The organism is Oscillatoria sp. FACHB-1406, assembly GCF_014698145.1.
GTDB lineage: Bacteria > Cyanobacteriota > Cyanobacteriia > Cyanobacteriales > Spirulinaceae > FACHB-1406.
Genome location: NZ_JACJSM010000007.1, coordinates 102,239 through 127,396 on the forward strand (window position 1 = coordinate 102,239; position 25,158 = coordinate 127,396).

The 25,158-nt window shown below is 49.6% G+C and carries 21 protein-coding genes; 13 read left to right on the plus strand and 8 right to left on the minus strand.

The features are described 5' to 3' along the window. Positions 1-14: 14 nt before the first annotated feature. The 5 genes from H6G50_RS09855 to H6G50_RS09875 all read left to right on the plus strand — a co-directional run bounded on the left by H6G50_RS09855 (position 15) and on the right by H6G50_RS09875 (position 5,585). Positions 15-1,187, plus strand: a complete 1,173-nt coding sequence (locus H6G50_RS09855) for an FAD-dependent oxidoreductase (protein WP_190715684.1) — start codon at positions 15-17, stop codon at positions 1,185-1,187. A gap of 2 nt (positions 1,188-1,189) precedes the next feature. Further along, positions 1,190-2,197, plus strand: coding sequence for a hypothetical protein (locus tag H6G50_RS09860; RefSeq protein ID WP_190715686.1), 1,008 nt, complete (start codon positions 1,190-1,192; stop codon positions 2,195-2,197). 90 nt (positions 2,198-2,287) lie between these two features. Further along, a complete protein-coding gene (locus H6G50_RS09865) occupies positions 2,288-3,652 on the plus strand; it encodes a GTP-binding protein (protein ID WP_190715687.1) in 1,365 nt (454 codons plus the stop codon). Between the two features lie 138 nt (positions 3,653-3,790). Further along, entirely contained in the window at positions 3,791-5,017 is a 1,227-nt protein-coding gene (locus H6G50_RS09870; protein WP_190715689.1) for an ATP-binding protein, read from the plus strand. Further along, positions 5,010-5,585: a DUF4276 family protein gene (locus H6G50_RS09875; RefSeq protein ID WP_190715691.1), complete on the plus strand. Its 576-nt coding sequence runs from the start codon at positions 5,010-5,012 to the stop codon at positions 5,583-5,585. Before H6G50_RS09870 ends, H6G50_RS09875 begins: the two co-directional genes overlap by 8 nt. 119 nt (positions 5,586-5,704) lie before the next feature. Here the strand turns inward: H6G50_RS09875 and H6G50_RS09880 are convergent, their stop codons facing one another. Then, entirely contained in the window at positions 5,705-6,400 is a 696-nt protein-coding gene (locus H6G50_RS09880; RefSeq protein WP_242032780.1) for a class I SAM-dependent methyltransferase, read from the minus strand. A 277-nt stretch (positions 6,401-6,677) separates the two neighbouring features. On the opposite strand from H6G50_RS09880, the gene H6G50_RS09885 reads away from it, so the two are divergent. Both H6G50_RS09885 and H6G50_RS09890 read left to right on the plus strand, forming a co-directional pair. Further along, entirely contained in the window at positions 6,678-8,744 is a 2,067-nt protein-coding gene (locus tag H6G50_RS09885) for an adenylate/guanylate cyclase domain-containing protein (protein WP_190715693.1), read from the plus strand. Positions 8,745-9,061: 317 nt separating this feature from the next. After that, positions 9,062-12,427 carry an ATP-binding protein gene (locus H6G50_RS09890; protein ID WP_190715695.1) on the plus strand — a complete coding sequence of 1,122 codons (3,366 nt, stop codon included), beginning with the start codon at positions 9,062-9,064 and terminating at the stop codon, positions 12,425-12,427. Between the two features lie 51 nt (positions 12,428-12,478). Here H6G50_RS09890 and H6G50_RS09895 read toward each other — a convergent pair whose 3' ends face one another. The 4 genes from H6G50_RS09895 to H6G50_RS09910 all read right to left on the minus strand — a co-directional run bounded on the left by H6G50_RS09895 (position 12,479) and on the right by H6G50_RS09910 (position 16,944). Next, positions 12,479-13,393: a histone deacetylase gene (locus tag H6G50_RS09895; RefSeq protein WP_190715697.1), complete on the minus strand. Its 915-nt coding sequence runs from the start codon at positions 13,391-13,393 to the stop codon at positions 12,479-12,481. A 123-nt stretch (positions 13,394-13,516) separates the two neighbouring features. Further along, positions 13,517-14,374: a hypothetical protein gene (locus H6G50_RS09900; protein ID WP_347239912.1), complete on the minus strand. Its 858-nt coding sequence runs from the start codon at positions 14,372-14,374 to the stop codon at positions 13,517-13,519. 292 nt (positions 14,375-14,666) lie between these two features. After that, positions 14,667-16,475 (minus strand): proline--tRNA ligase, encoded by a 1,809-nt coding sequence (locus tag H6G50_RS09905; RefSeq protein ID WP_190715699.1) that lies wholly within the window; start codon positions 16,473-16,475, stop codon positions 14,667-14,669. 76 nt (positions 16,476-16,551) lie between these two features. Further along, positions 16,552-16,944 (minus strand): hypothetical protein, encoded by a 393-nt coding sequence (locus H6G50_RS09910; RefSeq protein WP_190715702.1) that lies wholly within the window; start codon positions 16,942-16,944, stop codon positions 16,552-16,554. 342 nt (positions 16,945-17,286) lie between these two features. Between H6G50_RS09910 and H6G50_RS09915 the strand changes: the two genes are divergently transcribed. Continuing rightward, on the plus strand, positions 17,287-17,427 hold the full coding sequence (locus H6G50_RS09915; RefSeq protein ID WP_242032773.1) for a hypothetical protein: 141 nt from the start codon (positions 17,287-17,289) through the stop codon (positions 17,425-17,427). Positions 17,428-17,637: 210 nt separating this feature from the next. Here the strand turns inward: H6G50_RS09915 and H6G50_RS09920 are convergent, their stop codons facing one another. Then, positions 17,638-18,102 carry a hypothetical protein gene (locus tag H6G50_RS09920; RefSeq protein WP_190715704.1) on the minus strand — a complete coding sequence of 155 codons (465 nt, stop codon included), beginning with the start codon at positions 18,100-18,102 and terminating at the stop codon, positions 17,638-17,640. Positions 18,103-18,201: 99 nt separating this feature from the next. Here H6G50_RS09920 and H6G50_RS09925 point away from each other — a divergent pair, with 99 nt between their 5' ends. The 3 genes from H6G50_RS09925 to holA all read left to right on the plus strand — a co-directional run bounded on the left by H6G50_RS09925 (position 18,202) and on the right by holA (position 20,455). After that, positions 18,202-18,993: a YdcF family protein gene (locus tag H6G50_RS09925; RefSeq protein ID WP_190715706.1), complete on the plus strand. Its 792-nt coding sequence runs from the start codon at positions 18,202-18,204 to the stop codon at positions 18,991-18,993. A gap of 239 nt (positions 18,994-19,232) precedes the next feature. Further along, positions 19,233-19,352, plus strand: coding sequence for a photosystem II protein Y (locus H6G50_RS09930; RefSeq protein ID WP_190715708.1), 120 nt, complete (start codon positions 19,233-19,235; stop codon positions 19,350-19,352). Positions 19,353-19,456: 104 nt separating this feature from the next. Next, complete coding sequence (gene holA / locus H6G50_RS09935; RefSeq protein WP_190715710.1) at positions 19,457-20,455, plus strand: DNA polymerase III subunit delta; 999 nt, start codon at positions 19,457-19,459, stop codon at positions 20,453-20,455. Here holA and H6G50_RS09940 read toward each other — a convergent pair. After that, positions 20,447-20,770, minus strand: a complete 324-nt coding sequence (locus H6G50_RS09940) for a hypothetical protein (RefSeq protein ID WP_190715712.1) — start codon at positions 20,768-20,770, stop codon at positions 20,447-20,449. The two genes, holA and H6G50_RS09940, sit on opposite strands and share 9 nt — an antisense overlap. A 517-nt stretch (positions 20,771-21,287) precedes the next feature. On the opposite strand from H6G50_RS09940, the gene H6G50_RS09945 reads away from it, so the two are divergent. After that, positions 21,288-23,015: a succinate dehydrogenase/fumarate reductase flavoprotein subunit gene (locus H6G50_RS09945; RefSeq protein ID WP_190715714.1), complete on the plus strand. Its 1,728-nt coding sequence runs from the start codon at positions 21,288-21,290 to the stop codon at positions 23,013-23,015. A gap of 160 nt (positions 23,016-23,175) precedes the next feature. Here H6G50_RS09945 and moaA read toward each other — a convergent pair whose 3' ends face one another. Then, entirely contained in the window at positions 23,176-24,165 is a 990-nt protein-coding gene (moaA, locus tag H6G50_RS09950) for a GTP 3',8-cyclase MoaA (RefSeq protein WP_190715716.1), read from the minus strand. Between the two features lie 646 nt (positions 24,166-24,811). Between moaA and H6G50_RS09955 the strand changes: the two genes are divergently transcribed. After that, the gene (locus H6G50_RS09955) at positions 24,812-25,006 is read left to right on the plus strand and encodes a hypothetical protein (protein ID WP_199302788.1); all 195 of its coding nucleotides are present in this window, start codon (positions 24,812-24,814) and stop codon (positions 25,004-25,006) included. Positions 25,007-25,158: the final 152 nt, after the last annotated feature.

Sequence of the window (25,158 nt, forward strand, 5' to 3'; positions counted from 1 at the left end):
TACCCAAACAAGCAATGTCGCGAATTCATCCTAACCGCAGCCCTCATTTAGTCCTCATCGGAGGCGGACACAGCCACGCGATCGCGCTAAAATTACTCGCAACTCATCCCATCCCCAACCTGCGCCTTACTCTCATTAGCGATGTCACCCACACGCCTTATTCCGGGATGCTACCCGGTTATATCGCTGGGTTTTACAGCTACGAGGAAACCCATATCGATTTGCCCCCTTTGGCTGAGTTGGCGGGAGCGGAATTTATACACGATCGCGCCGTTGGTTTAGACTTAGAACGAAAATGCGTTATCTGTGACGAAAGCAGCCCTATTCCCTTCGACTACTTATCAATTGATATTGGCAGCACGCCCGCCCGCAATACCGTCCCTGGTGCAGCAGAATATACAACCCCCATTAAACCCGTCCCCGAGTTTTTACAAGTTTGGCAGCAAATCGAAGCAACAGTAACGCAACATCCCGATTCTCCCCTAACCTTGGCGATTGTTGGCGGTGGGGCGGGCGGCGTAGAACTCGCGCTTAACGTACAAGCGAACTTACAACGACGTTACCAAGCCGCAGGACAACCCAAGGAAAATTTGACTCTACATTTATTTCATCGCGACGAACGACTGTTAAGCGGTCATAATGCTTGGGTGAGTCGAAGGTTAGAAAAAATTTTGCGCGATCGCGGCGCGATTGTTCATTTGGGCGAAAATGTCAAGGAAGTTTTGCCCGATTGCCTCATCTGCGAATCGGGATTGAAGGTAAAATGCGATCGCGTCGGAACAAGCATCTTTTGGGTAACGCAAGCTTCCGCACCGCCTTGGATTGCCGCTTCCGGACTCGCCACCGACGAACGCGGGTTCATTTTAATCAGCGAAACGCTTCAATCGGTTTCTCATCCCTTTATTTTTGCAACCGGAGATATTGCGACGATGCGCGAACATCCGCGTCCGAAAGCGGGAGTTTTCGCCGTGCGTCAGGGGAAACCATTATATAAGAATGTTCAACGGTTAGCTGCGGGAAAATCGCTTTTAAAATATGTGCCGCAACGGAATTATTTAGCTTTAATTGGAACGGGGGATAAAAGTGCGATCGCGTCTTGGGGAAGATTGGGCTGGCAATCTCCCTTACTGTGGCGTTGGAAAGACGCGATCGACCGTAAATTCATGCAACAATTTCACGAAGAATAGAAATGCCCAAAGCCTATCCCCCTCTAAACCTGCCCCCGATTGTCTTTTACTTGCCAAAAGAAGCCGACTTACATGAAGAGTTGCCAACCCATAGCGAAACTTTTTGGCAAGGGTTTAATCGTGGCATTTATTGCTGGACATTAAAAACTTATCTCTACCTAAAAGAGCGAGATTTTCCCTGCCAACTCAGTGCAGCATTCCCTTCTGAAGGGATTGTTTTAGCCCATCGAGACTGTTTGCCCGATACTTTGCCCTCTCCCTCTCCAAATTTGCTTCTCATTTGCTTAAAAGCCGAGCGAGATCCGCACCCTGCCGCTCGAATTCATATCGTCCAGAATCCTCAAGAATGCCGTACTTTAAGCTCGATTTGGAATCCTCACTTTATTCCCCTTTGGCACCAACAAGGTTTATTGCCTCGAGATCCAGAACGGGGCGATCGCTTTGAAAATATTGCTTTCTTCGGCAATCCCCGAAATTTATCCGCAGAGTTTCACCAACAAGCTTGGATTGAAGATCTCAAAAATTTAGGGTTGAACTGGTTTGTTAAATCCTCCGATTGTTGGCATGATTATCGAGACATTGATGCAACTTTTTCCGTCAGAAGCTTAAAAAACAAGAAATTCTCGAGTAAACCGGCAACCAAGCTATACAATAGCTGGTTAGCCGGAGTTCCTGCAATATTGGGGCGAGAATCGGCGTTTCGTGCCGAGAGAAAAAGCGAGTTAGATTATGTAGAAATAAAGTCCTATTCCGAAGCGATCGCTGCCCTAACACACTTGCGAGAGAATCCAGAATTGCGACGTGCAATGATCGAGCGGGGGAAGTTACGATCTCAAGAATTTCTCCCCGAAAACATTGTGCATCGCTGGGAAAGCTTTCTGTTGGAAACTGCCGTTCCCGCATATCAGCACTGGCAAACTTTAAGTTCTTTTCAGCGCAAAAAATTGTATAGAGAATCTTTTGTGCGCCTTAAAGCAATGCGCCTGCGAGCGCGCTTCACGGAGGAATAAAGCTTCCAGCTTAGGATAAGCTAAGAACTTCAGGCTCCGTCGAACTCACGTTAACATAGTAAGAGTCAATGCGCGATCGCACCTCCTGCCTTGAACCCTACGCCCTCCCCCTCAGAAACCCACTTCAACCAAGCTAAAGCTAGCTTGCAACAATCGCTGTCTTGGTACTCGAGTTTTCGCCGCCACGGAAAGCGCGCCCCCAGTCCAGAACTGCAATCCGCCGTGCGCGGCGAACTACAAGCGATTAAATCCGCCCTCGACAAACTCGAGCGCAACGCCATCTGCATCGCTGCCTTCGGACTCGTCAGTCGGGGCAAATCTGCGGTGGTTAACGCCTTAGTCGGGCAAAAACTGCTGCCTACAGGGCCTTTGCACGGCGTAACGCGCTATCCCAAGTCTGTGCGTTGGGTTCCGACGGGTGGAAAGGTGCAGGTAGAACTCATCGATACGCCGGGATTGGATGAAATTGAAGGCGAAGCGCGGGCGCAAATGGCACGGGAGGTGGCACAGCAAGCCGATTTGATCTTATTTGTGGTGGCGGGCGATATGACGCGCACGGAATACGAGGCTTTGTGCGAGTTGCGCCGTAACTCTAAGCCGATTATTTTGGTATTTAATAAAACAGATTTGTATCCCGATCGCGATCGCGAAGCCATCTACAACCAACTCTGCCAACTTCGCCAACCCGGAAACACGCCCGCATCTGTTCTGCTTTCGAGTGGAGAAATCGTGCGCGTCGCCGCCGAACCTTCCCCCGTACAAGTGCGCGTAGAATGGCCCGATGGGCGTGTTAGTTATGAATGGGAAAGTCCGCCGCCACAAATCGACGAACTGCGTCAAAAAATATTGGAAATTTTAAATCGGGAAGGGCGTTCTCTTCTGGCACTCAATGCCCTTTTTCAAGCCAAACAAGCCTCGGAAGTTTTAGCGAAAAAAACATTAGAATTGCGATCCACCGAAGCTGAAGAAATTGTTTGGAATTATGCGAAATATAAAGCCCTCGCTGTATCGCTCAATCCGATCGCGCTTTTGGATGTTGCGGGGGGAGTTGTCGCCGATCTCGCCTTAATTCGCTCTCTCGCGCGCTTGTATGGTTTGCCGATGACCAGTTTTGAAGCCGGGAAACTTTGGCAAAAAATCATTTTTAGTTCCGGGGGTTTGTTGCTCGGAGAAATGGGAAGTAGTGTTGTGATGGGATTGGGAAAAAGTGCCGCTGCTGCCCAAAGTGTGTTTGAAAGTCCCGGCGCGATCGCTTCCTATGCTACCACGGCTGCGGCTCAAGGCGCGATCGCGGGTTATGGCGCTTATGCCGTTGGACAAGCCGCGCGAGAATACCTCCAACAAGGCTGTTCTTGGGGATCTTTGGGGCCGAGTACCGTCATTGAAAATATTCTCAAAAGCGTTAGTTCCGATACGATTCTTTATCGCTTGCGAGACGAATTAAAGGCTGGGTAAATCAAGCTTTAACATTGCAAATTTCTAGAGCAAGTTGAGCCTGTCTGCCAGATGCTATGCTAGGTATAGCAACGCGATTGGGGTAAAGCTTACCCGCAATCGAGCGCGATCGATAAAAAGATTAATAATTGTGGCAATATGAGTCAGCCTCGCCTCCTCTCTTTTACCCTTGACAATTGGACTGCTTTAGGCGGTCGAGTGTCTGTATCTCTCGTCGATCGCGTTGCTGTATTAGTTGGCAGAAATGGGGCAGGAAAATCAGCGATTCTTGAAGGCTTTGAAGCGATTTCCTCATGCGCGATTGGGAGAACTAACCGGCGCTTGTCACGAGACAACGATAGCATTCCTCGAATGTTGGAGATTGAGATATTAACACCAAGCGAGCGTCATCTTAGATATCAATACGAACTTATAATTTCGCCAACTTTTATTGAAGACAGCGATTTCACAGAACTGGATGAATCCGATAACGATAATGTAGAGGAAAATTCGTTTTCTTGGAATGAATGCTGTCAGTATCTTGATGGAAAGCAAGAATTTCTCTGGGAAACTCAGGCGGGAATAACGACCTTACACAATAGTGAAAATCCCATCATTACTATACTGGGAAATATGACCTCGCTTCGACAATCGAATCTCCCAGAAAACTCACAACTCAAGCTACCTGTAGAGATGCAATGGGTCTATGCTGTTTTAAAGGGAGTTCGTATTCTGGGTAAAGCTTCTATCCGTCAAACCTTAAGAAGGCGACCCTCTTTCTTAAAAGTTTCCAGCAAAGGAATTTCTTCAGGGATTTCGGGATTAGCAGATAGCCTCACTCGTAAAGTTATTCGCCGTATTGAAAAAAATAAAGAGGATCTCGACGAACTAGAAAACGTTTGTCAACGAGTTGGGCTGGGAAACAAAATAACAGTTCAAAAATTTGTCCTTAGCGAAGAAAGCTTAGATAAGAAGACCTTTGTTGATGAAGAGTATGTCTCTTCCGTATTGCTCGATGGAGTCAATTTTGGCTTGCTTTCTGAAGGTACATTACGAGTTTTATCTATTATCATAGAAATAATTTCGCCTTATCCTAATGCAACGACTATTCTTGAAGAGCCAGAGACACAAATTCATCCCTTAATGTTAGAAAAGTTACTCAACGAACTGGAAACCTATACGTTTGAGGATAACTTAATTCTTTCAACTCATTCACCTCAAGTCGTCGCCTGGACGATCCCCGAAAGAATTCATTTAGTTTACCGAAAAACCGGACGTACCACTGTTCGCAAACTACAAGAGGAAGAAATTGAAAAAGTTGTTGCTTACCTCAGCGAAGAGGGAGATTTAGGCGACTGGCTATATAGTGGTATTCTCGATGAGTAGCTCCATCATTGGCATCATTGCTGAAGATCGTACTGACTGCGATGCAATTCGTAAGATCGTGCAGCGCGTACTCGGTACAAATATCGGAACAAAACTGTGGGCATCTAAAGGATGCAGTACCTTAAAGAGAAAGCTATCAGCAAAGCTTGATGTTTTATCTAGGGAGGGATGTAACGCTTTTATTATTATTCACGATCTAGATCGCAATCCGCAAAATAATTCGCTTAATGATGAAGGAACGCTGCGCAAAAAGCTGGAAGATGCCTCCTCGGCAATCAAGAATACAAAAAAACATATCTGCATTCCCATTGAAGAATTAGAAGCTTGGTTTTGGGCTGACCCAGAGGTTATTAAATATGTGGGTAGAGGAAAGGGAGAAGCTAGTAACAATCCTCATTTAATTGTTAAACCGAAAGAACAATTGATAAAGTTATCAGGAGATGAAAAGCGAAAACCTCGTTATAGCACCAATATGAATGTAGAGTTGGCAGAACGGCTAGATTTGCAGCTATGCTCGCAGCGCTGTGTTTCGTTTGAAAAATTTCTTGACTTTCTCCACTCTTTATGAAAGTGTTTTGAAGAGAAAACAATTCTCTGTCTGAGACTGCAACAATTTTACTAAAGCTGGGTTGCGAAAAACATTCTCTCGATCGCGCCGCCAATATTGATGGGCGAGTTCGTCCTTCCTCATTCAAACTTGACTTTATACAAGTCAAATAACTCACCCGGTTTCCGCTTGAGAATCTTTGCCCCAGCCGCCGAGATCGCCTTTTCCCATTCGGCGAGCGGTTCGAGAAACACTTCCGCCCCTAAATAAGTTTCCAAAACTGCCCAATCTTCCGATGAAGGTTGTTCCGGATTGAGGAGATCGAACACAAAAATACCCTCGGGTTTGAGAACTTTTTTAACCGCTTCCATTACGGTTTTCCAATAGCTCGGCGGATAATAACAACTCCATCCCGTCGCGATCGCAACGTCAAAGAAATTAGCCTCATAATTCAACTGGTGCGCGGGCGCTAAAACCGTCCCCTTAAACAGTTTAGAATTGAGTTGCGAGCCTCGCGATTTCAACATCTCCACCGCCGTCGCGCTCACATCTTGTCCGTAAAAATACGCCTGCCAGTCCCGCCAGGGATAAATTAAAAAACTCGCACCGCAGCCCAAATCCAAGCAGCGTTGATTTTTCTTCGGTTGGGCGAGTTCCCAAAACGGCGAAGCTAACTTTGCATCCAGCAAACCGCCCGCCCATTCTTCATAAATCGGCATTGCCTGTACTTCCTCGGGTAGAGTAAGGGGTTGGTTGCGATACTGGCGCTCGAAGCGTGCGGCGACGGCAGTTAGGCGCGCGCCTTCATCAGCAGTAGCAGATTGGGGCAGGCGCATTTCATCGGGCTTGGACATTGGCTTTGGGGCAGGATTGCTAGGGTTGTGTTCCGTTCGGCGCGCGTTGCTGCTGCGTCCCGAGCGCGCGTATCGAGGAATGGACATTGAGGGGCTGCAAAGTTTAACATCGAAGAAGTACCTATTCAGCCTTCACAAGATTTTACTCGTTCTTTGCATAATCTTACAGATAGGTAAAGTTCCATCTTGAAATAAGTTTGAAAAACCTCATCAGCGCGATCGCGCTCGAAGTCTCGCTAAATCTTCCCCTATTGCCCTCATGTCGCTCGAATTAGCTCGGCGTTCCGTTAGTACGATTCTCGGCAGGGTTCCCTTGCGCGTCCTCCTCGTCCTTCCTTTTGTGGTTCAAATTTTTGGGGCGGTGGGACTGGTGGGATATCTCTCGTTTAAAAGCGGTCAGAAAGCTGTAAACGATGTAGCGATGCAGTTGCGCGGCGAAGCCACAAGCCGCGTCCAACAGCACCTCCAAAGTTACCTCGACGCGCCTCGCCTGCTGGCCCAACACAATGCCCGAGTTGCCAAACTCGGGGATTTAAATTTTGAGAAGATACGCGCCTCAGAACTCTATTTGTGGCAGCAACTTCAACTGTACAATTCGATTTATGCAACCTATCTAGGGAATTCGCAAGGACAATTTATTTATGTGAAGCGGGAAGAAGACGGACGCTATACGGCGAAATCCGTCGAACAAGCGCCGGAGCGAAAAATCTACCCGCTCGATGAGAAAGGTCAACGCATAGAATGGCGCGGCAGCGAAAAATACGATCCCAGAACCCGGCCTTGGTATATCAAGACGGTAGAAACCAAGCGTACCAATTGGAGCGATATTTATACGTTTGCGGGGGGAGAGTTGGGAATAACGGCTTCGGAGCCGTTCTACGATGCGAGCGGAGAGTTTCGCGGCGCGCTGGGGGTCGATTTGATTCTAACTTCAATCGGGGATTTTTTAAAAACGATCGCGATTAGCCCCCACGCTCAATTGCTGATTGTGGAACGATCTGGGGGACTGGTAGCGACTTCTACGGGCGAACATCCGTTCGTGCAAGAGCCAGGAAGTAAGGACGCGAAACGGATTAACGCGACCGACAGTCAAAATCCGCTGACGCGAGCGACGGCTCGGTACTTACAGGAAGAATACGGCGGGTTTAGCAAGCTTTCAAGCCGGGTGCAACTCGACTTCCCTTTTGAAGGCGAGCGACAATACGTGCAGGTGATGCCCTATCGAGATAAATACGGACTCGACTGGTTGATTGTGGTGGTTGTACCGGAACGGGATTTCATGGGGCAGATTTACGCCAATACGCGCGCGACGATCGCGTTGTGCTTGGTGGCGCTGGCAATTGCAACGGCGGTGGGCTTGCTGACGGCACATTGGTTGGTGACTCCGATCGCGCGCTTGGTGGAAGCAACGCGATCGCTGGCTAACGGCGATCTCGACAAAACCGTCGAAGAGGGAAACGCGCGAGAAATTAAACTCTTAGCGAGTTCCTTCAACAGCATGGCCGCTCAGTTACAAGAGTCCTTTTATGCCCTAGAAATGGCAAATGCCGAACTCGAAGAACGAGTGCGGGAACGAACTTCTGCCCTAGCTGTCGAACAAGAAAAGTCCGAGCGATTGTTGCTCAATATTTTGCCAGCGACGATCGTCGAGCGACTCAAACAGAGTCAGAGCGCGCACTCCAAAGGGTCTACCGCGCGGATTGCGGAACATTTTGAAGAAGTCACCATCTTATTCGCCGATATCGTCGGCTTTACACCTCTATCTGCTCGCTTAAAACCCATCGAACTGGTTAATTTACTCAACGATATGTTTTCAATTTTCGATGCCTTAGCCGAACACTACGGTCTAGAAAAAATCAAAACGATTGGCGATGCTTATATGGTAGCGGCAGGACTTCCCGTTCCTGTACCCGATCGCGTCGAAGCGATCGCGGATATGGCCCTCGATATGCTCGTTGCCGTCGCTCGCTTCAACCGCGAGCGCAATGAAAACTTTCAAATTCGCATCGGCATTAACACCGGCTCGGTTGTCGCCGGAGTCATCGGCACGAAAAAATTCATCTACGACCTTTGGGGCGATGCCGTCAACGTGGCTTCGCGCATGGAATCTTCAGGCGAACCGGGAGCGATTCAAGTCACCGCAGCAACCCGCGATCGGCTCGAAGGTCGCTTCGTTCTCGAAGAACGCGGTATTGTCAATGTCAAAGGTAAAGGAGCAATGAAAACCTATTGGCTGCGGGAGCGAAGGTTGCCGCCCCACAAGTCCGCACTCTCCTCGCTCTCGAGTGCCAGTCTGCGGACCGAAGTCGATCTGCATCACAAGTAAAATGCTCTGCTTGCGCTATCTTGGAGTGACAAGTATTTTTGCACGGGGCGCGTTCAAACGCATTATCTCCTCCCTTACAATCTACCCAAGTGCGAGAGCCGACTTCGGACTCGCAAGCGATTCCCTCCGCTGCAAATCCACTCGATTCAAAATCGTTGCAATGTACTCCAGTCAAGCGTTGCGAACTTTGAAGAGTCAGCTTTTACACTTTGCTTTCTGCTAAAGCCGTACCAGGGTGTGCCTACCATCTCGAGTCATTTTTTTGGGAACTGTAAGCCGATAATTAGGCAGGCACTACATACATTATGGTGGCAACATTGACCCGACCCTTTCAGCGCGCGCTCGCTAAAGTGCTTGGAAAGACTAATCTTCCTACTATTTTAACCGTTCTCCCGATCTTGCAACTCGTCGGTGCAACCGGTATCGTGAGCTATCTTTTTTGGCAGCACCGTCAGGCGCTCGTGCGCGAAGTCGCCATCCATTGGGCAGATGAAGCGAGCGAGCGAATAGAGTTTCGCCTCAAAACTTATCTGAGGGAGCCTCACCTGCTCAATCAAAGCAGCAAGAACGCGATCGCACAAGGGGTTTTTGACTCGAACGATTCGGCTCGCCTCAAACGCTTTCTACAGCAACAACTACTCGCGTTTGAGTCGATCGGTTCTACAGGCTGGTGTAGCGCGCGAGGTGGCGCTTTGTACGTTAGCAAGGACGAGGCAGCAGGGAAGACAGATCCGCTCGATTCCGCTCAATTTTGCAATTCCTACAAAACAACCCAGACGGCGAATAAACCGATGTGGGGACCGGTGCATTTCGAGAGAGAGCGGCAGCAACTTGCGATCGATGCGATTTTGCCCGTTTACGACGCGCGAGGGACTTTGTTGGGGGTACTGAATACGCCTTTGTATCTTTCGCACTTGGGGACATGGCTTTCTGACGTACAGAGCGACCATTCGTCGCGGAGTTTTCTTGTCGATCGCGACGGACGGACGATCGCGAGTTCGGATAGCTCTAATTCTGCCAATTCACAACTGAGTTTAGCAATTGAGAGCGACGACCGCTTAGTCCGAGAAGCATCGTTACAACTGATCCGACATTTTTCCGAGATCGCCGGACTCCAGGAGGCTCGCCAATTAGAAGTTGACATCGACGGGCAGCACTATTTCGTGCGCGTGTCTCCCTTCCACGAAGAACGCGGCCTCGATTGGTCGATTGTTACTCTCATTCCTATATCCGATTTTGCGAATATGACGGGCAGTCGGGCCATCAATGCGATCGCGTTATGTCTTTTGGGCATCGGCATCGCCACAGTCAGCGGCATCCTCACGGCTCGCTGGATAGTACGACCGATCCGCCGCCTCAATACTTCTGCCCGAAACTTAGCGCGGGGAAAATGGAACGAATCGGTAAGCGTCGAAGGTCTTAATGAGGTGGGACAACTGGCGCGATCGTTCAACTTGATGGCGAAAAAGTTACAAAGTTCCTTTACCGCCCTCGAACGACAAAATAAGGACTTGCATCGCCTCAGTGACGAACGGCAGAGCGTTAACGACGAGTTGCAGCGCGTCAATGCCGAATTACAGCGCCTCGACCGCCTCAAAGATGAGTTTCTCGCGACCATTTCCCACGAATTGCGCACCCCTCTCAATGGCATGGTAGGGTTAGCCGAATCGACCATCGACAGCGCCGCCGGAGAACTATCTGCGCTCCAGCGCCAAAATCTTCACGCCATTGTCAGCAGCGGCCACCGCCTCAGCAAGTTGGTTAATGAAATTCTCGATTTCTCGAAGCTCAAACATCACAAAGTCGAACTTCAACTCAAGCCCGTCGAAGTTTGCTCGATTGTCGAAGTCGTCTTAACGATTTGCAAAACCTTGGTAGGAGACAAACCGATACTGTTAACAAATGTCGTTCCCGAGGATATTCCCCTCGCTTATGCGGACGAAAATCGCCTGCAACAAATTCTCTACAATCTGGTGGGGAATGCGATTAAGTTTACGGAGGCGGGAACGGTTCGGGTAGGAGCCGCTGTAGAGGAGGACGAATCGGAACGGGGCTACCGGATGTTGGCGATTGAGGTGAGCGATACTGGCATTGGTATTCCTGCCGAAAGTCGCGATCGCATCTTTAGTCCTTTCGAGCAAGCCGACGGTTCCACCGCACGTCCCTACGACGGAACGGGACTGGGGCTGACGATTACTCAGCAATTGGTAGAATTGCACGGGGGAAGAGTTTGGGTCGAGTCGGAAGTGGGCTGCGGCTCTTGTTTTAAGTTTACGCTGCCGTTATTTGAATCGTGCGTTAGCTCGGAATTAAGTAATTTTCCCTTGCCAATGCTCGCCCACGACCTCAATTTTTATCAGGCGGCGCGCAGCGTTGAGTTTGACCTCGAGCAGCCTAGCTCGAAGCGAGAACTTCTCGCCTCGGAACCGCCGGAAAACGGTAAGTTTCATATTCTTATCGTCGATGACGAACCGATTAATTTGCAAGTTCTCAACAGTCATCTTTCGCTGGCGAATTATACGGTGACGCAAGCGCTGAACGGGGAACAAGCTTTAAAGGCGATCGCTAACGGACAGAGCTTCGATCTGATTATTCTCGATGTGATGATGCCTCGAATGTCGGGTTACGAAGTCTGCGCCAAAATTCGGGAACAATATCCCGCCCAGCAATTGCCGGTGGTAATGCTGACAGCGAAAGATCGCGTTTCCGATATTGTTATGGGCTTTGGGTTTGGGGCGAACGATTATATTAGCAAGCCTTTTTCTAAGGATGAGTTATTGGCGCGAGTGAAATCGCATCTGGAATTGTCGCATATTAGTAAGGCTTACGGTCGTTTCGTTCCTCATGCGTTTATCGAGTTTTTACAGAAAGAAAGCATCGTTGATATTCAATTAGGCGATCGCGTCAGTAAAGAAATGGCGGTCATGTTTAGCGATATTCGCTCCTTTACCGCACTTTCAGAAAAAATGACCCCCCAAGAAAACTTCGATTTTGTCAATGCTTATTTGCGGAAAGTTTCGCCAAAAATTAGAGAGCATCGGGGCTTTATTGTCAAGTATTTAGGCGATGGAATGATGGCGGTTTTTCCGACGGGCGTAGATGATGCGATCGCGGCGGCGATTGACAAGCTGCATGAAGTCAATTCTTACAACGAAAAACGCAATCAACGCGGCGATAATGCCATTCAAGTCGGGATCGGCATTCACGTTGGTTTTATGATGGTGGGAATGGTTGGGGAATACGAACGAATGCAGTGCGATGCCTTTTCTGACTGCGTGAATTTAGCCGCGCGCCTCGAAAGTTTGACCAAACTTTACGGCGTATCGCTGTTAATTTCTGAAGATACTTTAAATCGCTCCCAAGATGCCAGTCAATATCAATTACGTTTTCTCGATCGCGTCATCGTTCAAGGACGCACCAAAACGACAGCAATTTACGAAGTTTTAGACGGCGAATCGGGGGAAAGTCGCCAGCTGAAATTAAAAACGCAGCTAGACTTTGAACGCGCGATCGATTGCTACCAAAAACGCCAACTCACCGAAGCCCAAACTCATTTTTATCGCGTCTTAGAAGTCAATCCAGAAGATCGCGTCGCAGCCCTCTATCTCGAACGCATTTATCAATTCCTCGAACACGGCGTTCCCCTCGATTGGAACGGCGTTTGGAACTTACCGCAAAAATAATTCGTAATTCGTAATTCGTAATTCGTAATTTGAGGTCACAAGCCTCTAATTTTAAAAGTACTGGCGATACACCTCCATTGCCGCGCGATGCAGGATAGAATGGCGATAAATTAAACCCTGAATATTTTTATCGTAGCCGCCCCCAATCACGCAAGCAACCGGATAGCCCGCCGCAGCGCAACTGCTTAATACCATCATCTCGCGTCGGTAGAGTCCGCGATCGCTCATTGCCAATTTTCCCAAGCGATCGCTAACATGAGTATCAACTCCCGCATCGTACAAAACTAAATCAGGGCGGACTTGCGATAACAAATCGGGCAAAGATCGCGCCAAAATTTGTAAGTATCCGTCATCATCAAGTCCTTGCGGTAAAGGAATATCGAGATCGCTTTGCTGTTTTTTGGCGGGAAAATTAATCTCGCAGTGCATCGAAAAAGTAAAAACGCGATCGTCATTTTGAAAAATATAAGCCGTACCGTCGCCTTGATGCACGTCCAAATCGATAATCAAGATTTTTTGGGCTAAATTGAATTGTTGCAGAACGCGAGAAGCAATGGCGAGATCGTTGAAAATACAAAACCCAGAACCGTAACTCGGAAACGCATGATGGGTTCCGCCCGCCGTATTGCAAGCCAAACCGCACTCTAACGCCCGTTTCGCCGCTAACACCGTTCCCCCCACCGCCGTTAGCGTTCGCTTCACCAGCGCCGTACTCCAAGGCAAACCGATGCGCCGCTGCGCCTTTGCATCCAAGGTTCCCTCGCAGTAAGCGCGGGCGTATTCGGGCGTATGCACGAGTTCCAGCCATTCTAAAGGAGGAACCTCCGGGCGTTGGATTTGTTCGGGTTGAATGATGCCATCCGCGAGCAACAGTTCGCACAAGAGTTTAAACTTGGGCATGGGGAAACGATGGCCTTCCGGAAGCGGCGCAACGTAATCGGGGTGGTAGATAATGGGGAGATTCAATCTCTTTCCGCTCCTTGGTTCTAGGCGCGCTCGGTTATCTATTGCGAATGGCACTGAATCCATCGAGAACGCTCCCGAGATCCAATGCCATTCATTCCTTAAATTAATTAACTAACTCATTAATTAACGCCGTCTGCGTCCGCCGCCAGAATAACTGCGACGAGGACTCGATTGGCGACCGCTTCCAAAGCTGCCACCGCTTGGACGGCGGTCGGTGGGACGAGTTTGATTCGACCGACGCAAGGTACTCGAACCATACCCAGAACCCGTGCTGCGAGAACGATTCGTTTGCGAAGGCGGGGGCGCAGTGCGGCGCGTTGTCGTTGTGGGCGGCGCAGTTCTCAAGCTGCCGGAGGTGCGGAAGGTTTCACGGTTGCGAACGGCGGCAGGCGGTGCGTTGTAGCGGGTTTGGTACTGTCGCACTGCGGTATCGTAACTGCTACCGTAACCGCCGTATCCTCGCAAAATGCCACCGGATTGATAGACGGGGGGAACGTAGTATTGCGGTCTAAATAATAGACTGCCGATCGCTTGTCCGGCTAAAGCACCGGCAAACGGAGTCCAAAAGCTGGATTCTTGACGGACGATGACGGTTTCCCGCTGTCCGGTTTGCGGGTTGGTTTGGGTTTCGGTGACGTTGTGGACGTATTCGATTTTGAAGTCTTCGCTGAGATACATCGCGGGTTGACCGTTCTCAACGTTCAGATAAGTTTTTTCTCCAGCTTTAACTTGTTCGTCGGTAAGCCGCGCCATCTGCAAGTTTTGGGTGCGGAAGGCGGGGGGAACGCCTGCTGGGGTGTTCAGCAGCATGAGGTTATAGGTTCCATCTACGTCGTTGTAGGTGGCTTGTTGGACGGGATATTTACCGTCGTTGAGGGGAGGAGAGTTAACTTGAGTGCGGTTGGCGCTAGAATTTTGCGGAATTTGCGTCGATGAGGAACCGCCACAAGCAACTGTTGTGAAACATAAGACGAGGGACATAGCGAGTGGAAGCAGTCTTCGCAGCATTTTTGAGATGAGTGGCATATCGAATCTTTTAGTTAGATCTTAAACTTGCGGACAGAAAGCCTGTAGCACGGCTTTCCGTACCTGACTACTACCATTGTACGCGCTGTCGCTAGAGAGTACGTTCTCTAAATCGTTGCACTGGCTTACGCTGCTGCGAAGGAACGGTTAAAATAATGGTGCGTTACGCTGCGCTAACGTACCCTACTTTCTTTTGTGAGATCGGGTATAGGGACGTTAAGTTTAACGTCCCTAGGATTGAAAAGGGTTATGATGCGATCGCGTTTTCCATCCATCCTTTCAGCGTTGCTACCACATCTTCAATCGCAATTTCTTGCGCTTCTTTCGTGGCGCGCTGCACGACTTCGACTTTTCCTTGTTTGAGCGATCGCCCGGTTACAATTCGATAGGGGATGCCGATTAAATCTGCATCTTTAAATTTAAACCCGGCGCGCGCGTCGCGATCGTCGAGCAGGGTTTCAATTCCCGCTTGATTCATCTCTGCATACAGTTTCTCTGCCGCTGCCATTGCTTCGCTGTCGCTGATGTTGGGAACGACGATAATGGCATGGTAAGGCGCGATCGCAACCGGCCAAATGATACCATCCTTATCGTGAGACTGTTCCACTGCCGCTTGCGCCAACCGCGATACGCCCACGCCGTAACATCCCATCACTAACGGCAATTCTTCCCCTTGTTCGTTGGTAAACGTTGCTTCCATCGCTGCGGAATATTTAGTTCCCAACTGGAAAATATGCCCGACTTCAATGCCGCGCGCCGATTTTAAAACTTGCTGGGAATCGTGCAGGGCGCGATCGCCCGCTACTGATTTTTGCAGGTTTACCACGCGGGAAGGGAGGGTAAATTCTTTGCCCCAATTCGCCCCAAAAACGTGATATCCCGGCTCGTTTGCCCCGGTAACGAAGTTTTTCATCTCCGCAACGGTTTCATCGGCAAAACGCACGAATTTCGGATGAATATCCTTCGATTTTTGCAGGTAATCGTCGCTTAAATCGGGGGAGATATAGCCCGTCGGTAGCTGTTGTGCCGCCCATTTTTGCATCGCTTCGGCTTCAGGAACCGTGAGGGAAAGGAGCGTTTTTGCGCCAAACTCCGAAGCCATTTTACTCAACTCATTTTGGAGTTTAACTTCATTAACATCGCGATCGCCCCGAATGCTAACCAACACTAAAATGAGCTTACCGTTATCGCCAACCGCCTCGTACAGGACGTTTTTCACGATATTCGTCGGCGAACACTTGGCAAATTCTGCCAAAGATGCGATCGTCGGCGTATTCGGCGTTTCCCGTTTCTCGAACTTCTCAAACGGCGACTCTACCGCATCCGGCGGCAGCGAAGTCGCTTTCTCTACATTTGCCGCATACTTGCCATCTTCGGTGTAGAGAACCTCATCTTCTCCCGCATCCGCCAGCACCATAAATTCCTGCGATCCCGAACCCCCAATCGCGCCCGAATCCGCTTCCACTGCCACAAAATCCAAGCCGCAACGCCGAAACATATTGCGATAAGCCACATCCATATCGGCGTAAGTTTTCTTCAAACTTTCCTCATCCGCATGGAAAGAATAGCCATCTTTCATAATAAATTCCCGTCCGCGCATCAACCCAAAACGCGGACGAATTTCATCGCGAAATTTACTTTGAATTTGATACAAATGCTGCGGTAATTGGCGATAGGAACGAATGCTTTCTTTCGCAACTGTCGTAATCACTTCCTCGTGAGTCGGCCCGAGGGCAACTTCTCGCCCCTGACGATCCTCAAAAGCGAACATAATCCCTTCCGCCTTTGTATAAGTATCCCAGCGGCCCGACTCCTTCCACAACTCCGACGGTTGCAACTGCGGAAGCAAACATTCTTGCGCCCCCGTCGCGTTCATCTCCTCGCGCACGATTTGGGACACTTTTTGCAGCACGCGCCACATCAGGGGGAGATAGCTATAAATCCCGCTGCCGATGCGTCGGATATAGCCCGCCCGCAGCAGCAGTTGGTGGCTGGGAATGACAGCTTCGGCTGGGCTTTCCTTAAGCGTGACAAAAAGCATCTGAGACAGTCGCATCGGTCGTTTTCCCCTTGTGGTGGTGTCGGATGACTATTATCGCACTGGTTGCGCGTTGATGGGTCTTGTCTCATTCTCAATCTCGGGCGCGGGCGGAATCTTCAAACGGTTCAACCCGTCTTTCCCTTCTAAATTTAAGATAACTTTCCCCTTTCGGCGTGATGTAAAAATGTTCCTTAACTTCTCTACTTTTCCCATCGTTTATTAGCAAGGTTGCTCTTCCCTTTCCCTGGGGGTTTGCAATTAAACCCAGTCTTCTAAGTCTATCTAGTTCATTAGAGAAAAAGTGGGAAGTATTGTCTACCTTGACTAAAAAGGGTTCTGAAGACATGAGCTTCTTTAAAATATTCAGTTCACTCTCAGTTACAAAGCTTTCAATAAGAAATTGAAGTTGTTCGATTTCATACTTTTGCTTAGTTTGCTCTTCTTCGATCCGTTGGATGAATTCTAATTTCCATCCTCCCGGCAATTCTGCTTTCGATAAAAATTCTGTAAATCAGGGTAGGATAGAGATAAAGATCGAGATTAATCCCTCGTTATCAAAACTGAGGAGCTTTGCGGAATGCAAAATGGCAAGTGCTACACCAACTACCGATATAGCAATTTTCACGAAATTTAAAGGTTTAGTGCGATTTCCAAGCATCACTAAAATTCAGGGTAACGAATTAGTTTATTGCGTTTTTCTTTCGAGTGAGGGACGAATGCCAAAATCAAAAAGATTGCACAATCCTGAAATACTGGTCAAAATAATGGTGCGTTACGCTCCGCTAACGCACCCTACTTTCGATCGCGATCCTTTTAGAGTTTAATTATGAAAGTCGATCCGCCGCCCGATTTAGCGATCGAAATCGATATGACTTCTCGCACTCAGTTAGATAATTATCGAGTTAGTCGATCGCTACGTTCGGCAAAGTCAAGTTTCGGGCAGAACCAAAGCGATTGGAGAATTTAGAATTTGGTTACAAGAAAATCTTTAATTTACTGCCTCGAATCCAAAGTAGGGTGTGTTAGCGAAGCGTAACGCACCATCATCTTAACTCCATTTGCCCAAAGCATTGCCTGTAGAGACGTTGTATACAACGTCTCTACAGTTTTTAAGAAAGATCATATGAATCGTATTTAAGAGGTTTTTTTCTCGGCAATAATGCAATAAACTTAATCTCTAAGCGCTATAGGAATCGAATAGCGGAAGGCGGTTAATTTGAGAGGGTTGAACTTGCGGGCTAGATTGTTTGGGAGCGATCGCGGGAGGACGAGTCAGAGCGAAGCAAATCCCTCCAAAACACAACAGAATAAAGATGACAAAACATCTTTGTTGAAATTGAATTTTTTGCTTGGCGGCTATCAGTTGTTGCTGCAATCGATCCAACCGCCGCGCGAGGCGATCTTCAACATTATCAATCGCGCCGTAAAGCGATCGCATCTCGCTCGAAATCTCAGCGTTTCTGCCTCGATGCGCCGCCTCCGGTTCAATGGGTTCAATTTTACGAAGGTAACTCGCAACTGCCGACGGTTGCGCCACAACCGGCAACATTTTCGCAGGTTTCTTCTCGAAGGGCAGTTCTAAGGGACGATTGGGAGAGGGGCGACTCGACTCTAAATCGATGGAGGGCTTGCGTTTGTTCATGGAAGGGGATGCTATGTTGGGGGGACAGGTCAAGCACATGGTACAATCGTATCGCATCAGCGGCGATTTTAATACTGACGTACTGAATTGAAGCGAGTAATGTTTCTATTTGTTTCTAAACTGCTGCCGCTGTTGATTTATCCCGTCGGCTTAACCTTCTTGTTGCTGGCGGTGGCGGGGGCGCTATCCTGGTACAAATCGCGCTGGACATTCGCACCCATCGCCTTAGCGCTGGCGGTGTTATGGCTGGCGAGTGCGGGCGGGATTAATGGGGCGTTGGTGCGATCGCTAGAATTGCAGAATCTTCCGCGCGGCGAAATGCCAACCGCCGATGCGATCGTGGTTTTGGGCGGCTGTACGAAACCCGCTACTCCTCCGCGTGCCTTCCCCGAACTCACCGAAGCGGGCGATCGCGTCCTCTATGCCGCTAAACTTTACAAAGATAAAAAAGCCCCTCTCATCGTTGCTGTCGGCGGGCGCATTCCTTGGCTGGGTGGCGGCAAACCCGAAGCAGGCGATATCGCCCAACTGCTGGAATTCATGGGCGTTCCCCCCAGCGCTATCCTCCAGGAATCTAACTCGCTCAACACATATCAAAATGCCGCAAATGTCAAGCCCATTCTCCAACAGCGCGGGATTCGGCGGGTATTACTTGTAACCTCAGCGCTACATATGCCGCGATCGCTCCTCGTCTTCCAACGTCAAGGAATCGAGGCAATCGCCGCCCCCACCGACTTTTTAACAACCCTCGCCTCTAATAACCCCCAGCAAGCCAGCATCGCCGGTGTCGTGTTCGATCTCGTTCCCGATGTCGCCCGCATCGCCACGACTACGCAAGCGCTGAAAGAATACATCGGTTTGTGGGTTTATCGCTTGCGGGGATGGGCGTGATGAGGGGTGAAGAGGGGATAGCGCTTCGACACTTCGACAAGCTCAGTGCAGCGCTTCGCGGCAGTCGAGGTAAGTCGAGACTCAGCGCACGCTCGAGCAGTTCAACAGACTCCCTTCGGCAAACTTCCTCACCCCCCCCAGCTTAGGACTCTCTTTGTCCATTCAGGTAAAATTATGGTACATATAAAAATTAGAGATATTTAAGAAACTTCGTAAAGCGCGACTAAGGAGAGAAGGCGATGACCATTTTAAAAGTGCTGTTGTTCTTGTTGCCCCTAGCATTTGCTCTTGGCTGGGTTGCCTATCAAATTGGCGGTCCCGCCCTCAAACAAGGCCAAGATTTTTTAAATAAGCCGTAATGTCGCGATCGCTTGCAAGTTAAAGCGTCGTTTACATTCTGGTTTAATGACAATAGGCTGCTTTCTTTGAGGAGGAAGCAGCTTTTTTAGTTGGAGAGACGAACGTGCCGACTTATCTGTTTTGGGGCGAAGACGATTTCGCGCTGCATCGAGAAATCGAAAAGTTACGCGAAGAAGTTCTCGATCCGGCCTGGATTCAGTTTAATTATGAGAAGATTGCAGGAGAACGAGCCGAAAGCGCGATCGCTGCCCTCAACCAAGCGATGACACCCCCATTCGGGACGGGCGGGCGCTGCGTCTGGCTAGCCGATACAACGCTAACCCAGCAATGTTCGGATGCGCTACTGACAGAATTGCAGCGCACCCTGCCCGCGATCCCCGAAACTTCAACGTTCATCCTTTCAAGCGTGAAAAAACCCGACGGGCGCAATAAAGCGACGAAATTGTTGCAAAAACACGCCAGTATCCGCGAGTTTTCCTTAATTCCGCCTTGGAAAACCGATGAATTGGTGCGAAAGGTAGAAGAGGCGGCGCGGACGACGGGAGTGAAGTTGACGCGGGGCGCGATCGCGTTGTTGGCAGAATCGGTTGGCAGCAATACGCGCCAGTTGTGGAACGAACTGGAAAAATTAGCGTTGTGGGGCAAAAATACGCGATCGCCCCTTGATGAAGCGATCGTCTCGCGTTTAGTCGCCGCTAATGCCCACAACGCCTACAAACTCGCCGATGTTATTCGCAGTGGCAATACCCCCCAAGCGCTGAGTTTAGCAGCAGATTTGCTCGCCAATAACGAACACCCGTTGAGTCTTGTCGCCCTTTTAACGGGGCGATTTCGGACTTGGTTGCTGTTGCGTCTGGCGATCGACTCGGGCGAAAAGGATGAGAGTAAGATCGCCGCGATCGCAGAAATCCCCAATCCCAAGCGCATCTATTACCTGCGCCAAGAAATTCGTTCCCTCTCCGCCCAACAACTCCTCGCCGTTCCGCCCCTTCTGTTACAACTCGAAGTTAGCCTCAAACGCGGCGCAGAACCTTCCGCCGCCCTCCAAACTCACATCATTCAACTCTGCCAAATTTGTCGGGGAGAAGCGAAATTAGAATAGCCCACCTAATAGAATGGCAAACAACGTTAATTGTTGCTCGGTACGATTGACGGCTTCTTTAGATTCCATTTCGAGGGTTCCTTCAAAATCAATACCGTAACCGCTGGGAACCTCGCACTGCATTTCATCGACAGGAATATAGTAAAGCAGTGGGGTTGTGTGGGCATTGCAAGGGACAACATCGTTCAACTCTTCGGCAGAGGAATGAGTCGAAGACAAAACCTCTTCGTTTTCCGGTAATGGACTGGCCAGACTTGGAAAACAGAATAATAAAAGGCTGCTAATGGCAATCAAAACGATCGAATACTTTTTCATAAGATTTACTTTATTTTTTGAAGAAGCGGTCAATCCCCTAACCTTAAGTTTTTCTCATCTGAGGGTAGCCCTAGAGATGGCTGACTGCTGCTAGAGAGCTTTCTTTAAGCACGCTGAAGATCGCCCCAGCAGCCTCCCTTCAGGATTGACCCGATCCGCAAAGCGGAAGCACGAGCTTTTTGAGAATTAAATCGGTATTCAACGAGACCTTCCAAGAAAATCTTAATCAATACAGGGCAAACCCGACAGGTTGTGTTACAGTTCTTAGCGTTTAGCGCAAACCCTTGCCAAGGGAGAGTTTCAATCCGCTCGGTTTTTGCCGCTAAGAGGGTTACAATCGGGGTTACAAGTTTGGAAATGTTTTAACTCGAACCCTCCAAATTTAAGTCGGCCTTATGCGTTCGATTCTTAAATAATTTAATGGTTCGCCAGCGACCCAGGACGCTTTGTGCCACGATAACAGAGAGAAGTATTGAAAGGCGCGATCCCACAGGGATCCGCATAGCGGCACGCACTCATGTTAGAACACGACGTTATCATTGTCGGCGGCGGCCTTGCCGGTTGCCAAGCAGCCTTAGAAATCAAGCGCGTTAGCCCCAACCTCGACGTTGCTATCGTTGCGAAAACCCATCCCATTCGTTCCCACTCCGTCGCCGCCCAAGGGGGGATCGCCGCTACGCTCAAAAATGTCGATCCCGAAGATGCCTGGGAAGCGCACGCCTTCGATACCGTCAAAGGTTCCGACTACCTCGCCGACCAAGATGCGGTCGAATTACTGGTGCGAGAAGCGCCCCAAGTTATCATCGATTTAGAACATCTCGGCGTTCTGTTTTCTCGCCTTCCCGACGGACGCATCGCCCAACGCGCTTTCGGCGGACATTCTCACAACCGCACCTGCTACGCTGCCGATAAAACCGGCCACGCGATCCTACACGAGTTGGTCAACAACTTGCGGCGCTGCGGCGTGAAGATTTACGACGAGTGGTACGTCATGCAACCCATCCTCGAAGACGAGGAAGTTAAAGGCGTTGTCATGCTGCGAATTCTCGACTCAACGCTAGAAGTCGTTCGCGCTAAAGCGGTTATGTTTGCAACCGGCGGTTACGGACGCGCTTACAATACCACCTCTAACGATTATGCCTCCACGGGCGACGGTTTGGCGATGTGTGCGGCGGCGGGTTTGCCCTTGGAAGATTTGGAGTTCGTGCAGTTTCACCCGACGGGATTGTATCCGGTGGGAGTCCTGATTTCTGAAGCGGTGCGCGGCGAGGGCGCATACCTCAGAAATAGCGAAGGGCGGCGCTTTATGGAAGATTATGCCGCCAGTCGCATGGAACTTGCCCCCCGCGATATTACCTCCCGCGCCATTACCCTAGAAATTCGCGCCGGACGGGGGATTCATCTCGATGGCAGTGCGGGCGGTTCGTTCGTCCATTTGGATTTAAGCCATCTGGGGCGCAAGAAAATTATGGAACGCATTCCTTTTGCTTGGGAAGAAGCGCACCGCCATTTGGGGATCGATGCGGCGGAAGTCCCGATGCCAGTACGTCCGACGGTACATTATTCAATGGGCGGAATTCCGGTGAATACGGACGGGCGGGTGCGAGGATCTGCCAGTCGTTTGTTAGAGGGCTTTTTTGCGGCGGGGGAGGCGGCTTGCGTTTCGGTTCACGGGGCAAATCGGTTGGGGAGTAATTCGCTGCTGGAATGCGTGGTGTATGGGAGACGGACGGGAAACGCGATCGCGCGCTACGTGCAAAATCGTAAAATGCCCGGTTTCGATCCCCAACCTTACCTTAAAGCAGCCGCAGAACGCATCGACAGTTTATTGCATCAGCAGGGAACGCTACGAATCGACCAACTGCGGCAACAATTCCAAGATTGCATGACGGAGTATTGCGGCGTATTTCGTAACGAAGCGACGATGAAGGCCGGTTTGGAAAAGTTACGCCAACTTCAGCAGCAATATAGCCAAATTTATCTCGATGATAAAGGCTCTTGTTGGAATACGGAGTTAATTGAGGCGCTGGAGTTGAAGAATTTAACTTTGGTGGGGGAATTGATCCTCTCTTCGGCGATTAATCGTCAGGAAAGTCGCGGCGCGCACTCGCGGGAAGATTTTCCCGATCGCAATGACGAACGATACCTGAAACATACTCTTGCTTATTATTCACCCGCCGGTGTTGAAATTGAGTATATGCCGGTAACGATTAATCGCTTCGAGCCGCAGGAAAGGAAGTATTAAATTATGAATTATGAATTATGAAGGGTGAATGATGAATAATGAATAATGAATAATGAATAATGAATAATGAATGGTGGTCATTAAGCACTTCGGCAAGCTCGGGGTGGCACTTGCCGAAATGGTGAATTTTTAATTTTTAATTTTTAATTTTTAATTCATTTCAGCCGCCAATTTGCGACATAGTACGGCGATAGGTACTGCCCGCCGTGCCGGGATCGCGTTGTTTGAAGTTCGTTTCGGGTTTAATGGCGAGTAATTCCCGCACTTGTTCTCGGAGTTGGGCGGTGGAAGTGCCGTTGCGTAGGGCAGTTTTGAGGTCGATTTGTCCGCTTTCGTTGAGAAGACAGGGACGCAGCCACCCGTCGGCAGAGAGGCGCATTCGGTTGCAGCGATCGCAAAAACATTCGGACATCTGGCTGATAAATCCTAGCGTTCCCTTCGCGCCGGGAATTTGGAAAACATCGGCGGGGCCGTTACCGCGCACGGTGGATTCGACTAAACCCCAGCGATCCCGGATGGCCGCGCGCAGTTCTTCTGAGGGAATCCAGGCGCGTTCTTGAAACAGTTCTGGGTTGCCGATGGGCATGAATTCAATGAAGCGGACGTGCCAATGGCGATCGCGCGTTAGGGCAGCTAAATCGAGAACTTCGCGATCGTTCAACCCCGGTACGACCACAACATTCAGTTTTAGGGGGTCGAACCCCACTCGATAAGCTTCCTGAATGCCCTCCCATGTCTGCTTCCACCGGCTTAGACCGCGATTTCCGATTATTTTGTCAAAAACTTGGGGATCGAGGGAATCCAGGCTGATATTAATTCGTCGCAATCCGGCATCGTAGAGCGGTTTAGCCAGATGCGAAAGTAAAAAGCCGTTCGTCGTCATCGCTAAATCCTGCGTTTGCGGTAACGCCGCGATCGCGCCGACAATCTCCACGACATCGGGACGCAGTAGGGGTTCTCCTCCGGTGAGGCGAAACTTGCGAAAGCCGAGGGGAATAAACACTTCCTCCAGCAAAATTATCATTTCCTGGCGGCTGAGGAGTTCCGGGTTCAGAACGTAGTCGAGTTCCGCGCCTTCCGGCATACAGTATTGACAGCGGAAGTTACAGCGATCGAGCAAACTGATGCGGAGATAATCGACGGGGTTCATGGGGTTCGGGCAGTGAAACAATTGCTTCTTCTTAGGATACAAACAAGGAAGTCTGCCCGTGGGGTAAATTAGCGATCGAGGGGGCTGATACCGAGAGAATGCAGAGGATTTGTCGGTTTCAGGTCGTTCTCAAATTCTTCTCCAGTGGGGTAAACCCTAGGAAATCTGCCCTTGGGAAGATTTATCATTCAGCAGACTCCTACAGGGATAACCGACGAGATTTATGGGTTTGGAGGCTATGGAAAAATTCTTCCCCTGTAGGATAGAAATGGATGAAGTCTGCCTGTGGGAAGATTTACGGAGACGGGTTGAAGCCTATCATCTTAGACGTAATAGCAATCGTACCAACACCCAGCCAAGCATCTAGCTGCGCTCGTTGGTTGGAAGTCGAAGGTATTGCAGGAGTCAATTCTAGCCCATCTCCGCATACATAGGGACGTTACCTTCTAACCGTCTTTATTGACTTCCCAATCCCTGCCCGAACTGTTTTTGAACGTGGAGTCTGAAGGACTGCATATTTTTCAAAACTGCTTCATATTAGAGATTGGTAAGCCGGAATACAAAGTGTTTGGCAACATTTTGCGACGATATAGAGTCGTGTGTGTTTATCTTTAAAAACCAGAGTGTAGGAAAAGGATTGTATATTATGTGTATCAGCGATATTGTCGAACAAGCCTTAACGACCAGTTACTTGAGTTTGGAAGCCGAAGAAAGTCTGCGCCAATTACTTAGACGCAAGTATGGCAAGGAAGACCTGCAAGCGTTTATGACCTTACAGAAAGCCGTGATGAACTGCTGCGTCGTCCAAGAGTCTCGCCAATTGCAACAGATGGCAGGGTAGTCGCGAACGATTCTATCGCGCTCAATGCGCAGTCGTTCGCATAGCTCTGGTAATCTATCCTAGGGCAGGGCCTCAACCCTGCGTGGGAACGAGTGAGACGACAAGGATAGCAGTGGATCTTTGAGAAGCAGTCCTTCGGTGAGTTACATTCA

Excerpts from the sequence above, each read along its gene's own strand:
- H6G50_RS09860 (WP_190715686.1), top strand. The coding sequence starts at position 1,190 with ATGCCCAAAGCCTATCCCCCTCTAAACCTGCCCCCGATTGTCTTTTAC.
- H6G50_RS09925 (WP_190715706.1), top strand. The coding sequence starts at position 18,202 with ATGTTTCTATTTGTTTCTAAACTGCTGCCGCTGTTGATTTATCCCGTC.
- H6G50_RS09880 (WP_242032780.1), bottom strand. The coding sequence starts at position 6,400 with ATGCGCCTGCCCCAATCTGCTACTGCTGATGAAGGCGCGCGCCTAACT.
- H6G50_RS09855 (WP_190715684.1), top strand. The coding sequence starts at position 15 with ATGTCGCGAATTCATCCTAACCGCAGCCCTCATTTAGTCCTCATCGGA.
- H6G50_RS09870 (WP_190715689.1), top strand. The coding sequence starts at position 3,791 with ATGAGTCAGCCTCGCCTCCTCTCTTTTACCCTTGACAATTGGACTGCT.
- H6G50_RS09900 (WP_347239912.1), bottom strand. The coding sequence starts at position 14,374 with ATGTCCCTCGTCTTATGTTTCACAACAGTTGCTTGTGGCGGTTCCTCA.
- H6G50_RS09945 (WP_190715714.1), top strand. The coding sequence starts at position 21,288 with ATGTTAGAACACGACGTTATCATTGTCGGCGGCGGCCTTGCCGGTTGC.
- H6G50_RS09930 (WP_190715708.1), top strand. The coding sequence starts at position 19,233 with ATGACCATTTTAAAAGTGCTGTTGTTCTTGTTGCCCCTAGCATTTGCT.
- H6G50_RS09885 (WP_190715693.1), top strand. The coding sequence starts at position 6,678 with ATGTCGCTCGAATTAGCTCGGCGTTCCGTTAGTACGATTCTCGGCAGG.
- H6G50_RS09875 (WP_190715691.1), top strand. The coding sequence starts at position 5,010 with ATGAGTAGCTCCATCATTGGCATCATTGCTGAAGATCGTACTGACTGC.
- H6G50_RS09915 (WP_242032773.1), top strand. The coding sequence starts at position 17,287 with ATGAAAGTCGATCCGCCGCCCGATTTAGCGATCGAAATCGATATGACT.
- H6G50_RS09940 (WP_190715712.1), bottom strand. The coding sequence starts at position 20,770 with ATGAAAAAGTATTCGATCGTTTTGATTGCCATTAGCAGCCTTTTATTA.
- H6G50_RS09920 (WP_190715704.1), bottom strand. The coding sequence starts at position 18,102 with ATGAACAAACGCAAGCCCTCCATCGATTTAGAGTCGAGTCGCCCCTCT.
- moaA (WP_190715716.1), bottom strand. The coding sequence starts at position 24,165 with ATGAACCCCGTCGATTATCTCCGCATCAGTTTGCTCGATCGCTGTAAC.
- H6G50_RS09905 (WP_190715699.1), bottom strand. The coding sequence starts at position 16,475 with ATGCGACTGTCTCAGATGCTTTTTGTCACGCTTAAGGAAAGCCCAGCC.
- H6G50_RS09955 (WP_199302788.1), top strand. The coding sequence starts at position 24,812 with ATGTGTATCAGCGATATTGTCGAACAAGCCTTAACGACCAGTTACTTG.